Annotated in this window: 8 protein-coding genes, 1 tRNA gene and 3 rRNA genes; 11 read left to right on the plus strand and 1 reads right to left on the minus strand. The window is 61.6% G+C overall.

What is annotated here, in order from left to right; translation table 11 throughout:
* From AC1IN8_RS18275 to AC1IN8_RS18325, 11 genes are all read left to right on the plus strand, one after another.
* Positions 1 to 92 (plus strand): 23S ribosomal RNA (locus AC1IN8_RS18275); the annotation flags it as partial.
* Between the two features lie 120 nt (positions 93 to 212).
* A 5S ribosomal RNA gene (rrf, locus tag AC1IN8_RS18280) occupies positions 213 to 327 on the plus strand.
* Positions 328 to 433: 106 nt separating this feature from the next.
* Positions 434 to 509, plus strand: a tRNA-Thr gene (locus tag AC1IN8_RS18285).
* A 22-nt stretch (positions 510 to 531) separates the two neighbouring features.
* Positions 532 to 646: ribosomal RNA gene (rrf, locus tag AC1IN8_RS18290) — 5S ribosomal RNA — on the plus strand.
* 155 nt (positions 647 to 801) lie between these two features.
* A complete protein-coding gene (gene ebgR / locus AC1IN8_RS18295; protein ID WP_479760025.1) occupies positions 802 to 1,767 on the plus strand; it encodes a transcriptional regulator EbgR in 966 nt (321 codons plus the stop codon).
* 323 nt (positions 1,768 to 2,090) lie between these two features.
* A complete protein-coding gene (gene ebgA / locus AC1IN8_RS18300; protein ID WP_479760027.1) occupies positions 2,091 to 5,165 on the plus strand; it encodes a beta-galactosidase subunit alpha in 3,075 nt (1,024 codons plus the stop codon).
* Positions 5,162 to 5,617: a beta-galactosidase subunit beta gene (locus AC1IN8_RS18305; protein ID WP_479760029.1), complete on the plus strand. Its 456-nt coding sequence runs from the start codon at positions 5,162 to 5,164 to the stop codon at positions 5,615 to 5,617. Before ebgA ends, AC1IN8_RS18305 begins: the two co-directional genes overlap by 4 nt.
* Positions 5,618 to 5,720: 103 nt before the next feature.
* Positions 5,721 to 7,166 (plus strand): amino acid permease, encoded by a 1,446-nt coding sequence (locus AC1IN8_RS18310; RefSeq protein ID WP_479760030.1) that lies wholly within the window; start codon positions 5,721 to 5,723, stop codon positions 7,164 to 7,166.
* Between the two features lie 62 nt (positions 7,167 to 7,228).
* Positions 7,229 to 7,567 (plus strand): tRNA-binding protein, encoded by a 339-nt coding sequence (locus tag AC1IN8_RS18315; protein WP_479760032.1) that lies wholly within the window; start codon positions 7,229 to 7,231, stop codon positions 7,565 to 7,567.
* A 167-nt stretch (positions 7,568 to 7,734) separates the two neighbouring features.
* A complete protein-coding gene (locus AC1IN8_RS18320) occupies positions 7,735 to 9,177 on the plus strand; it encodes an amino acid permease (RefSeq protein WP_479760033.1) in 1,443 nt (480 codons plus the stop codon).
* A gap of 269 nt (positions 9,178 to 9,446) precedes the next feature.
* Positions 9,447 to 10,418, plus strand: coding sequence for a bile acid:sodium symporter family protein (locus tag AC1IN8_RS18325; RefSeq protein WP_479760035.1), 972 nt, complete (start codon positions 9,447 to 9,449; stop codon positions 10,416 to 10,418).
* A 57-nt stretch (positions 10,419 to 10,475) separates the two neighbouring features.
* Here AC1IN8_RS18325 and ovoA read toward each other — a convergent pair whose 3' ends face one another.
* Complete coding sequence (gene ovoA, locus AC1IN8_RS18330) at positions 10,476 to 12,626, minus strand: 5-histidylcysteine sulfoxide synthase (protein ID WP_479760037.1); 2,151 nt, start codon at positions 12,624 to 12,626, stop codon at positions 10,476 to 10,478.
* Positions 12,627 to 12,896 lie beyond the last annotated feature (270 nt).

Below are 12,896 nucleotides of genomic sequence, written 5' to 3' on the forward strand. Positions count from 1 at the left end.
GCCGTTGGAGACCACAACGTTGATAGGTGGGGTGTGTAAGCGCGGCGACGTGTTGAGCTAACCCATACTAATTACCCGTGAGGCTTAACCATACAACACCCAAGAAGTGTTCTGGGCCTTGTAGCGAATGAACGAACTACTCAACTTCAGTGATAGTGACAAGCCAAGCGCAACATCATTACTCACGTCAGCTTTCTGGATTAAAGAATTTGCCTGGCGGCCATAGCGCCGTGGAACCACCTGATCCCATGCCGAACTCAGAAGTGAAACGCGGTAGCGCCGATGGTAGTGTGGCATTCGCCATGCGAGAGTAGGACACTGCCAGGCTTCAATTAAGCAATCACAGCGATGTGGTTGGTCGCGATACGACGTCAGGTCGTGTTGGACAGAAGATTTAGATAGCACACACAGTGCGGTCTTTACCGGTTAGTGTGCTGATATGGCTCAGTTGGTAGAGCGCATCCTTGGTAAGGATGAGGTCCCCAGTTCGACTCTGGGTATCAGCACCATTATTTAGTAATACAGCTTTTGCCTGACGGCAATAGCGCCGTGGAACCACCTGATCCCATGCCGAACTCAGAAGTGAAACGCGGTAGCGCCGATGGTAGTGTGGCATTCGCCATGCGAGAGTAGGACACTGTCAGGCACCTATTTAGAAGAGGCCTCCCATTCGGGAGGCCTTTTTGCTTTGGGATTTTTTCGATTCAGGTCTGCTTCTTTTAGTAAAAATGCTGGGCTGTCAGCGGCTTGCCCGTTACTCTTGGTCAGGTATTGTCGGGAGTCATCGCCAGAGGAGTATGCATGGCCACGTTGAAGGAAATTGCACAGGAAGCAGGGGTGTCCCAGGCCACTGTGTCGCGGGTGCTCAATGAAGATCCGACACTGAGCGTCAAGGAAGAGACCAGGCAGAAGATCTTCGAGATTGCCGAGCGGCTGGAGTACAAGACCAGCAGCGCCCGCAAGGGGGTGCACAAGAGCAAGCTGCACTTTCTGGCTGTCTATGCCTACCCGCAGAGCACAGAGGTCAACGACCCCTACTATCTCGCCATTCGCTATGGCATCGAGACCCAGTGCGCCCGCTTCAACATAGAGCTGACCCATTTCTACAACGGCGCCGAGGGGCGTGAGCTCTCCGCCGTCGACGGCATCCTGGTCATCGGCCACCTGCCCGAGGAGCGCCTGGCAGCGCTCCACTCTCTCTCTGCCCAGCTGGTGTTTGTGGATTGCCGCTCCCAGGGGGAATTTGACTCCGTGGACGTGGATCTGGCGCTCATCAGCCAGCAGGTGGTGGACTTATTTATCGCCCAGGGGCATGGCCGCATCGGCTATATAGGGGGCCAGGATGAGGCGCCGGATCTCCGTGAACTGGCCTTCCTCGACTACGGCCAGCGGCTGGGGGTGGTGCAGGAGAGCGATCTCTATCGCGGGGACTTCTCCAGCGCCTCCGGCTACCGGCTGGCCAAAGAGATGCTGGCGGGGGACTGGCCCAAGGCGCTGTTCGTCGCCTCCGACTCCATCGCCATCGGCGTGCTGCGTGCCATCCACGAGAAGGGACTGGCCATTCCCCAGCAGATCGAGCTTATCAGCGTCAACGACATCCCCACCGCCAAGTTCACCTTCCCGCCGCTCTCCACGGTGCGGATCCACTCCGAGTTGATGGGCTCCCAGGGGGTCAATCTGCTGGTCGAACGGCTGCGTGACGAGCGGGATATTCCACTCCGAGTGCTGGTACCTAGCAAGCTGACCCTGCGTGGCACCACGCGCTAATTTTAGTAAAATAAAGCCTGTTTTAGTCGCGCCATCTCGCGGTGGTGCGACTCCTTCCCTTCATCATCCTCTCCACTATCTCTCCTGATAAATTCTTAATACATTGTTTTACAGTGGTTTTGGCCATTGCTTGCCTGCATTTATTATCAACATCCATGCCATCCCTGTCTGCTTTACCCCCTTTTATCCTCCGCTTCTGATCTCGCTCACAAAACCATCCAGCCATTGTGATCAGGTTAAAACTTTACCGATCCAAAACTGATATTTAGTAAATGTTTATCTAAAGTTTACCCAGTCAAAGTTGCCTTGTTCCGGGAGGACATGTGAATAACTGGGAAAACGTCCAATTCGTTGGTGAAAACAGGCTGGCTCCGCGTGCCTACTTCTTCTCTTATGCCGACCACGCGCTGGCGGCCACCATGCAGCGCGAGCTGAGCCGCCGTTTTCTGGGCCTTAGCGGTCAGTGGCAGTTCCACTACTTCGACCACCCCCTGCAGGTGCCGGAGGCCTTCTATCACAGCCCTATGAGCGAGTGGGGCCAGATCACCGTGCCCAACATGTGGCAGATGGAAGGGCACGGCCAGCTGCAGTACACCGACGAAGGTTTTCCCTTCCCCATCGACGTGCCCTTCGTGCCGACCAACAACCCCACTGGCGCCTATCAGCGCAGCTTCACGCTGAGCCCGGCCTGGGACGGCGAGCAGGTGATCATCAAGTTTGACGGGGTGGAGACCTACTTCGAGGTCTATGTGAATGGCCACTACGTCGGCTTCAGCAAGGGGAGCCGCCTCACCGCCGAGTTCGATATCAGTGCCTACGCCAAGGTTGGTGAGAACCTGCTGTCGGTGCGGGTGATGCAGTGGGCGGACTCCACCTATATCGAAGATCAGGACATGTGGTGGATGGCGGGGATCTTCCGCGACGTCTATCTGGTGGGCAAACCGGCCGCCCATGTGCAGGACTTCTTCATCCGCACCGCTCTGGCCGATGACAACCAGAGCGCTACCCTGAGTTGCGATATCCAGCTGGAAAATCTGGGTGCGGCTGCCCGAGATCACCGTCTGGTCTGGTCCCTGCTGGATCAGGGCAACGAGATCGCCAGCGGCTCGCTCGACCATCTCGCCATCGACGGCAAGTGTGATTGCCGCTTCACGCTGGATCTGGCCAACCCTCATCTGTGGAGCGCCGAAGACCCTTACCTCTATCAGCTGCAACTCTCCCTCTACAACGGTCAGGGCGAGCTGCTGGAAGTGATCCCGCAGCGGGTCGGGGTGCGTGAAATCAAGGTCAAGGATGGCCTCTTCCATGTCAACGGCCACTACCTCAAGCTGCACGGGGTGAACCGCCACGACAACGACCACCTGAAGGGCCGCGCCGTCGGCATGGATCGGGTGGAGCGCGACATCGTGCTGATGAAGCAGCACAACCTCAACTCGGTGCGCACCGCCCACTACCCGAACGACCCGCGTTTCTACGAGCTGTGCGATCAGTACGGCCTGTTCGTGATGGCGGAGACCGACGTGGAGACCCACGGTTTTGCCAACGTCGGCGATCTCAGCCGTATCACCGACGACCCCTTCTGGGAGCTGGTGTTCGTGGATCGCATCGAGCGCCACGTTCACGCCCAGAAGAACCACCCCTCCATCATCATCTGGTCGCTCGGCAACGAGTCCGGCTACGGCTGCAACATCAGAGCCATGTACCAGCGCTGCAAGGGGATCGACCCGACCCGGCTGGTGCACTACGAAGAGGATCGCGATGCCGAGGTGGTGGATGTGGTGAGCACCATGTATTCGCGCGTCTCCCAGATGAACTGCTTTGGCGAGTTCCCGATGGCGAAGCCGCGCATTATCTGCGAATACGCCCACGCCATGGGCAACGGCCCGGGTGGCCTCAGCGAATATCAGCAGGTGTTCGACCGTCATCCCCACATTCAGGGCCACTACATCTGGGAGTGGTGCGATCACGGCATTCTGGATCAGGACGAGCAGGGGCGCCCCGTCTACAAGTACGGCGGCGACTACGGCGACTACCCCAACAACTACAACTTCTGCATGGATGGCCTCATCTACCCGGATCAGACCCCGGGGCCTGGCCTGCGTGAATACAAGCAGGTGATCTGCCCGGTCAAGGTGCGCGCGCTGGATCTGGCGAGCGGCAAGCTGGCGGTGGAAAACCGCTACTGGTTCTCCAATCTCGACGATATCCGCCTGCTGGTCGAGGTGAAGGCCGAGGGTGAACTGCTGGCGAGCCAGCAAATCCGGCTGGAAGGGGTTGCCCCCGGTGCCACCACAGAGCTGCAGCTCGAACTGCCATCCCTCGATGGGCGGGAAACCTTCGTCCAGCTGCGGGTCATCAAGGCCACCGCCACTCGCTACAGCGCGGCGGAGCACGAGCTGGGCCAGTACCAGTTCCAGCTGAAAGAGTCGACTCGCCAGCTGCAGCCCTTTGCCAATCCCAACGCCACTCCGTTGCAGATTGCCGACGAGCGCCTCGCGCTGACCTTGAGCGGCAGCGGCTTTGCCCTGCGTTTCTCACGCCTCGACGGCAAGCTGGTGAGCTGGCAGCAGGATGGCAATGAGCTTATCGAACGGGCGCCGCGTCTCACCTTCTTCAAGCCGATGATCGACAACCACAAGCAGGAGTACGAGAGCCTGTGGCACCCGAACCACCTGCAGATCATGCAGGAGCACTTCCGTGGCTTAAGCTGGCGCCAGCTGGGTGACGCGGTCGAGGTGACGGTGGAGAGCCTGATCGCGCCGCCGGTGTTCGACTTCGGCATGCGCTGCCGCTACGTCTACACCCTGAGCCAGAACGGCCAGCTGCACGTGGCGCTCTCCGGCCAGCCCTACGGCGGCTATGACGACATCATTCCCAAGATCGGCTTCGAGCTGGGCATTCGTCAGGATCTCGACCGGGTGCACTACCTTGGCATGGGGCCGGGCGAAAACTATCAGGACAGCCGCCAGAGCAACTGGATCGACAGCTTCCAGAGCACAGTCAGCGAGATGTGGGAGCACTACCCCTTCCCGCAGGACAACGGCAACCGCCAGCAGGTGCGCTGGGCGACCCTGACCAACCGCCACGGCGCCGGTCTCTACGTGCGCCCCGATGCCCCCATCAACCTGAGCGTCTGGCCCTACAGCTGGGAGCATATCCACGCGGCTCAGCACATCAACGAGCTGGAGCCCTGCGGTTATCTCACCCTCAATCTGGATCACAAGGTACTGGGGCTCGGCTCCAACTCCTGGGGCTCCGAGGTGCTGGACTCCTGGCGGGTGCGCTTCGAACCGTTCAGCTTCGGCTTGACCCTGCTGCCCATCGCCCGTGGCAACCTCAATCCGGCTGCGCTGGCCGGGCTCGATCTCACCATCAACGGCGGGAGGAACCTCGCATGATCACCTTAGGCAACCTGACCCTGTTCAAAAACATCTACCGGGAGGGCAAGAAGTGGGGCCGCTGCGTGGAGGCCATCAACAACCTGGCCAACCTCAAGCCCGGCATCTGCCACTCCATCGGTGACTCCCTCACCTACCGTTTGCAGGAGGGGGCCAGCCCGGCCACCTCACTGTTTGAGGGGCAGCGCCGCTACTTCGATGTTCACTACTACCTGGAAGGGGAAGAGACGGTGGAGTGGGCAGCCAAGAGCGAGCTGGCGGTCGAACAGGCCTATGACGACACCACAGACCGTGAGTGGCTGGCCGGAGAGGTGCGCGAGCGCCAGAAAGTCGGCAACGGTCAGGTGGTGATCTTCGAGAACGACGAGGCTTATCGCTTCGTCGGCGACAGCCAGGTACGCAAGCTGATCATCAAGGTCACCGTCGAAGGCGGCTACTTCAAAAACAAATAACAAGCCGCTGTTTTTGCACTGATAAAAGCCGGAAGGGCGGGGTTCACCCTACAAATCATGTCCCGCTCTTTCGCTGCAATAACTACAGGTCTGGAGATGCACCATGTCTGATTCCAAACGGAATACGATAGGCAAGTTTGGTCTGCTGTCGCTCACCTTCGCGGCGGTATTCAGCTTCAACAACGTCATCAACAACAACATCGAAATCGGTCTGGCCTCGGCCCCGATGTTCTTTCTGGCCACCCTTTTTTACTTCATTCCGTTTTGCCTCATCATTGCGGAGTTCGTGTCACTGAACAAAAACTCCGAAGCGGGCGTCTATGCCTGGGTGAAGAGCTCCCTCGGCGGTCGCTGGGCCTTTATCTCCGCCTACACCTACTGGTTCGTGAATCTCTTCTTCTTCACTTCCTTGCTGCCGCGGGTCATCGCCTACGCCTCCTATGCCTTTCTCGGCTACGAGTACATTCTCACTCCGGTGGCGACCACGGCATTGAGCATGGTGCTGTTTGCCTTTGCCACTTACGTCTCCACCAATGGCGCCAAGATGCTCGGCCCCATCACCTCGGTGACCTCGTCCCTGATGTTGCTGCTGACCCTCTCCTACATTCTGCTGGCAGGTGCGGCACTGGTGGGCGGCGTTCAACCGGCCGATCCCATCACGGTCGAGGCCATGATCCCCGATTTCAGCTGGGCTTTCCTCGGCATCACCACCTGGATCTTTATGGCGGCCGGTGGCGCCGAGTCGGTGGCGGTCTACGTCAATGACGTGAAAGGGGGCTCCAAGTCCTTCGTGAAGGTGATCATCGTCGCCGGGATCTTTATCGGCGTGCTCTACTCCATCGCCTCGCTGCTGATCAACGTGTTCGTGCCGAGCGGCACCCTGAAATATACCGGCGGCTCGGTGCAGGTGTTCGAGGGGCTGGCGGCCTACTTCGGCCTGCCGGAGATCCTGATGAACCGCTTCGTGGGGCTGGTCTCCTTCACCGCCATGTTCGGCTCCCTGCTGATGTGGACGGCGACCCCGGTGAAGATCTTCTTCTCCGAGATCCCGGCCGGCATCTTCGGCAAGAAGACGGTCGAGCTGAACGAGAACGGCGTGCCCGCCCGCGCAGCCTGGATCCAGTACCTCATCGTGCTGCCGCTGATGGTGATCCCGACGCTCGGCTCCAACACCGCGCAGGATCTGATGAACACCGTCATCAACATGACCGCTGCCGCCTCCATGCTGCCGCCGCTGTTCATCATGCTGGCCTACCTCAATCTGCGCCTGAAGCTGGATCACCTGCCGCGGGAGTTCAAGATGGGCTCGCGCACCACAGGTATCGCCGTGGTCTCGGTGCTGATCGCCATCTTCTCGGTGGGCTTCCTCGCCTCCACCTTCCCGACCGGCGCCGACATCATGACCATCATCTTCTACAACGTCGGCGGGATCGTCATCTTCCTCGGCTTCGCCTGGTGGAAATACAACCGCTACGAGGCCTCCCTGAGTGCCGAAGCGCGCGCGAAAGAGGCCCAGCCGGCGGCGCAGGCGGTCATCCAGCCGTCATGACCCCATCAAGCCGGGTGGCCGCTGACCACCCGCAAACCCTTGAACCAGATAAGGAGAAGAGCATGAGCGAGACGATCGAGTTTGCCGAATTCAAGCGGGTCGAGATGAAGGTGGGCAAGGTGCTGGAGGTGGTGCGCCACCCCGGTGCCGACAAACTCTACATCGTCCAGATCGACGTGGGGGGCGAGCGGCCGCTGCAGACCGTCACCAGCCTGGTACCCCATTACAGCGAGGCTGAGCTGCTGGGCAGCGAGGTGGTGGTGCTGACCAACCTCAAGCCCACCAGGATGCGCGGCGAGCGTTCCGAGTGCATGTTGCTCTGCGCCGAGACCCCGGACGAGAGCCAGAGTGTGCTGCTGCAACCCCGGGTGCCCATGGCGCCGGGCACCCCCATCGTCTGAACGGTATTGCGAGCCGGTGCGGGGAGATTGCACAGGTTCACCAAGGAGGCCGTCCAAACGGCCCGATCATAACAAGAGAGTAAAGCGCGGGGCCGACAGACCCTTGCCAAACACATCACAGAGTCACAGCGTTGCCCGCAGGGAGCGCGAGTCCATTGGAGGACACCATGTCTGAATCCGTACGCGGCACCATAGGCAAGTTTGCCCTGTTGTCGATGACCTTTGCCGCCGTGTTCAATGTGCGCAACATCGTCAACAACAACATAGAGCTGGGGCTCAGCTCCGCCCCCATCTTCCTGCTGGCGACCCTCGTTTACTTCATTCCGTTCGTCTTCATCATCGCGGAGTTCGTCTCGGCCAACAAAAACTCCGAATCGGGGATGTACGACTGGCTGAAAAAGCCCCTCGGTACCCGGATGGCCTATCTGGGCTCCTTCCTCTACTGGTTCGTGAACCTGTTCTGGTTCGTCTCATTGCTGCCCAACGTCATCGCCTACGCCTCCTACGCCATGCTGGGCTATGAGTACAGCTTCTCGCCGACCGTCACCTCGATCATCTCCATAGCGCTGTTTGCGGCGGCAACCCATATCTCCACCAAGGGGGCGAGCTGGCTCGGCAAGATTGCCGAACTGGTGGCCTACGGCGTCTTCGCCCTGTTCGCCATCTATGTGCTGGGGGCCCTGATGGCCCTCGGCGGTGACCATGTGGCGGCCCAGCCGATCACCCTGGAGGCGATGACTCCGACCGTCAACTGGGCGACGCTGGGCATCATGTGCTGGATCTTCCAGGCGGCGGGCGGTGCCGAGACGGCGGCGGCCTATCTCAATGACGTGAAAGGCGGCCAGAAGTCCTTCATCAAGGTGATCATCATCGCCGGTGTGGTCATCGGTGCCATGTATGCGCTGGGTTCCCTGCTGGTGAACGTCTTCGTGCCGAGGGAGAGCCTCACCTATGCTGGCGGCATGGTGGAGATCTTCACCGGCATGGCGCAGTACTTCGGACTCTCCGAGACGCTGGTGGGCCGCGCGGTCGGGGTGGTGCTCTTCATCGCCATGTTCGGCTCCATGATGATGTGGACCTCGGCGCCGGTGAAGATCCACTTCTCCGAGATCCCCCAGGGGGTCTACGGCGACAAGACCACCCGGCTCAACGAGCACGGCGTGCCGGTGCGCGCCGCCTGGTGGCAGTTTGCCTTCGTGTTCGCGATGCTGGTGGTCAACGGCTTCGGCTCGGAGTCGGTGCAGCAGATGATGAACACCGCCATCAACCTCACCGCCGGGACTGCCATGCTGCCGCCCATCTTCATCATGGTGGCCTACTTCGTGTTCCGCTGGAAACATGACGACACCCCGCGGGACTTTCGCATGGGATCGCGCACCTTCGGCATGGCGGTAGTCTCTGTGCTGATCACCATCTTCGTGGTGAGCATGAGCGCCTCCGCCTTCCCGTCCGGGGTGGATCTGGTGCGCGCCTTCTTCATCAACGTCTTCATGACGGCAGTCTTCTCGGCGCTGGCCTACTGGTGGATCTCCCGCTTCGAGAAGCGTCAGGCCCGCAAACTGGCCGCCGGGGGCAAGGCGGGGGGCGACGCCCTGGCCCGGCAGAGCTGAGCATCGACTGCGGTGCTGCGCGGGTGGCCTCTGGCCACCCGTTTTTTTGTCTCTGTTGCCCGCCGTGGCCCCCCTGGGTGTTCAGTTTTAAAGCGCTAAAATCCAACTCGTTTAATTTCACTGAATGCCTGGGGCCGTCGCTCAACTTTGCGCCACCCTGTGTTCGGGGTAAGCTGGGGTTTCGTGTCGAGGGTCGCCGTCTGAGGATGGCCCTCGAGTGCCCTGTCGTCCCCATACGGTGCGGGACGCGCTTTCCCTGGAGACTCCCCGTGCGTCTGGATCCCTTTACCTCTGTATTGATTGCCGTGGTGGCCCTGGCCTCCTTCTTCCCCTGCGAGGGCCAGGTGGCCGTCTGGTTCGCGCTGCTGACCAAGCTGGCGGTGGCGCTCTTGTTCTTCATGCATGGCGCCAAGCTGTCGCGCCAGAACCTGCTGGCGGGCCTCGGCCACTGGCGGCTCCATCTGGTGGTGATGGCCAGCACCTTCCTGCTGTTTCCGCTGCTGGGGCTCTTGCTCACGCCGCTGGTGCCCCAGTGGCTGAGCCCGGCCATCTACCTCGGCTTCCTCTATCTGTGCGCCTTGCCTGCCACGGTGCAGTCGGCCATCGCCTTCACCTCCATGGCGGGGGGCAATGTGTCGGCGGCGGTGTGCAGCGCCTCGGCCTCCAGCATCCTCGGCATCTTCCTCTCCCCTGTGCTGGTGGGGCTGATGATCCAGGTGCAGGGGGAGGGGGTCGACACCTGGCACTCCATCCAGGCCATCATGGTGCAGCTGATGCTGCCCTTCGTGGTGGGCCATCTGTCGCGGCCCCTCATCGGCCGCTGGGTCGACAGCCACCGGCCGCTCATCGGCAAGCTGGATCAGAGCTCCATCCTGCTGGTGGTCTATGTGGCCTTCAGCGAGGCCGTGGTGCAGGGGATCTGGCATCAGGTCGGCTGGTACGATCTCGCCAGCATAGTGTTGCTGAGCTGCGTGCTGCTGGTCCTGGTGCTCTGCTGGAACGTCTGGATCAGCCGCCGCCTCGGGTTCGACAGGGCGGACGAGATCACCATCGTCTTCTGCGGCTCCAAGAAGAGCCTGGCCAATGGTGTGCCCATGGCCAACGTCATGTTCCCCGCCGCCAGCGTCGGGGTCATGGTGCTGCCGCTGATGATCTTCCACCAGATCCAGCTGATGGTGTGCGCCGTGCTGGCCCGCCGCTACCGCGAGCAGGAGGCCCTGCCCCAGGCCCAGGAGGGGTAAGACGCCCGGATAAAAGAGAGGGAGGCCACTGGCCTCCCTCTTTCGTTTGCAGCGTAGTCAGCGTTTACGCCAGACGGTGAGCTGGGCCACCGTGTGCTGGTGCTTGCGGGCGGTCTCGCGGATGACGAAGGGGACGTCTCTCGGCGGGCACAGCTCCTCGAACTCCGCCGCCAACAGCCGTTGCAGCGCCTGATGGGTGGAGAGGGCCTCGCCATTTTCACGGATGCCGCCGAGCCAGTTCACCTTGGGGGTGTAGTCGGTCAGCCAGGTGTAGGGGCTGGTGAGCACCAGCAGGCCGCCGCTGCGCAGTCTGGGAGCAATGTCCCGCAGGAAGCGGGCGGGCTCCCGCAGCCGGTCGATCAGGTTGGAGGCGAGCACCAGATCGTAGTGCTCGTACCTGGGCTTGAGGTTGCAGGCATCCCCCTGGCTGAAGTGGACCCGATTGCTCTGCTCGCGGCCCAGATCATGGCGGGAGAGGCGCGCCTCGCAATACTCCACCAGATCCCCCTCCAGGGGCAGGGCATAGCGGAAGCTGTCCTGGCTGGCCAGGGCCAGCGCCACGTCGATGAAGCGGGCCGAGTAGTCCACCCCGTCCACATGCTGGAAGTGGCGGGCCAGCTCGAAGCTGGCGCGGCCGGTGGCGCAGCCGATGTCCAGCGCCCGCTCATGGCGGCTGCACAGTTCGCTGGCAAGATCAGCAAGCGTCTGGGCGTAGTTGGCCACCCCGAAGTGGGTCGGGCCGTACTGGAAGTCGAGGTATTGCGCCACCAGGGCGTCGGTTTCATAAGGATTCACTGTGATGGCTTCCTGATAGCGTGAGACCAGATAGCGGAAGCCCGCATGCTGGAAGAAGTGGCGGCGGAAGGCGTAGCGGGAGGACCTGAGCGCCTCGTTGCCTGTGCTGATCCAGCTGCCGCCCTTGATGAGGCTGTGCTTGCCATCGAAGGTGGGGGTGGAGAAGTCGTCGTAGAGGGGGTGCACCTTGAACCCCTCGAAGCCGTCGATGGCGGTGCTGGTCCACTGCCAGACGTTGCCCACCAGATCGAAGAAGTCACCCTGGGGGCAGGCATCCACCGGGCAGGAGGAGGCGAAGCGGGCCAGGTTGATGTTGCCGGGGGCCGCCAGCCAGTCCGGCTGATCCCCGGGCACCTGCTCGCGCAGCAGCGCCCACTCCCCCTCGCTCGGCAGCTGGATGGGCAGGCTGGTCTGATCCGCCTTCCAGCGGCAGAAGGCGGCGGCCTCCAGCTGGTTCACCTCCACCGGCCAGTCCCAGGGCAGGGCAACCTGCTCGGTCATCAGCCGCAGTTGCAGTTGCTCGGGCTCGCTGGGGTCGCCGACCCAGAAGCTGGGCATGCGCGCCCTGGCATACTGGCACCAGCCCCAGCCCTCGTCGTCCCACCAGGCCCGGGTCTGGTAGCCGCCCGCCTGCACGAAATCGAAAAATTCTGCGTTGCTCACCAGCATGCGGCTGGCCTGGAAGGGGGCCAGCGCTATGTGGCGCTCGCCATATTCGTTGTCCCAGCCGTAGGTGGCGTCCTGCTTGCCGAGGTGCACCCGGCCGCCGGCCACCGGCAGCAGGCTGTTGGCGGGCACCTGGTCGCGCCTGTGGCGGGCCTGGGTGCAGGCGGGCCAATGGGGCCGTGATTGCACCCAGGCCAGGGGCAGCTGGCGGATCAGCACGCTGGAGGTCTCCAGGTGGATGCGCTCGTGCTCTATCCCCATCAGGATGACCCAGGCAGGGCTCTGCCAGTCGATGGGCAGTGCGATGGGCATGCGCTCGATGAAATCACACACCAGGGCGCGCACGCGACTGCGGTAGGCGCGCAGTTCACTGACGGCGGGCCAGTCGTAGTGGGTCTCGTCCAGATCGTCCCAGCTCATCTCGTCCACCCCTATGGCCACCATGGCCTCGATGCGGGGGTCGAGGCGCTGGTCGATGAGGCGCGCCGCCAGCAGCTTGTTGACGAAGAAGGCGGCGGTGTGGCCGTAGTAGAAGATGAGGGGGTGGCGCAGGGGGATCGCCTTGTTGAACCAGGCCCGCTCATCGGCCAAGCAGTCAAACAGGCTGTCGTAGAGATCGAAGGTCTGACAGAAGTAGTCGAGCAGCTCGCGGCGCTTGTGCTCGGGATCGTCGCCGCCGAGCAGCGGGGTGCGGGTCGGGGCCGGCAGGCCCTCTGGGCTGGCGAATGGGTGGCTGACTTGGGTCACGCTCTGACTCCTTGTTGGCAGTGACAAATGCACGGTGGAGAGCTCTATACGCACAAGGTATCACTATTGGCTCAACAGACCGGGGCGGCAACCAAAAACTTGCTCCTCCGGCGGCGACTGGCCCTGCCGGCGGGCTGTCTCCCCCGTTCGGGCATGGTGAGTTTGACCAACATATGGTCTGAATGGCTCTCAAAGATGCAGGCTGTGGTGAAGATGAAATCTGATTTTCAGTTTAAAATCATAGTCTTGGTTCTATGGCATGTGGCTTGC

The sequence above is a fragment of the Aeromonas sp. 130281 genome (assembly GCF_056642115.1).

What these genes read in the sequence shown, in the direction of transcription:
- ebgR (WP_479760025.1), top strand. Translation starts at nt 802, where the DNA reads ATGGCCACGTTGAAGGAAATTGCACAGGAAGCAGGGGTGTCCCAGGCC.
- AC1IN8_RS18305 (WP_479760029.1), top strand. Translation starts at nt 5,162, where the DNA reads ATGATCACCTTAGGCAACCTGACCCTGTTCAAAAACATCTACCGGGAG.
- AC1IN8_RS18310 (WP_479760030.1), top strand. Translation starts at nt 5,721, where the DNA reads ATGTCTGATTCCAAACGGAATACGATAGGCAAGTTTGGTCTGCTGTCG.
- AC1IN8_RS18315 (WP_479760032.1), top strand. Translation starts at nt 7,229, where the DNA reads ATGAGCGAGACGATCGAGTTTGCCGAATTCAAGCGGGTCGAGATGAAG.
- AC1IN8_RS18320 (WP_479760033.1), top strand. Translation starts at nt 7,735, where the DNA reads ATGTCTGAATCCGTACGCGGCACCATAGGCAAGTTTGCCCTGTTGTCG.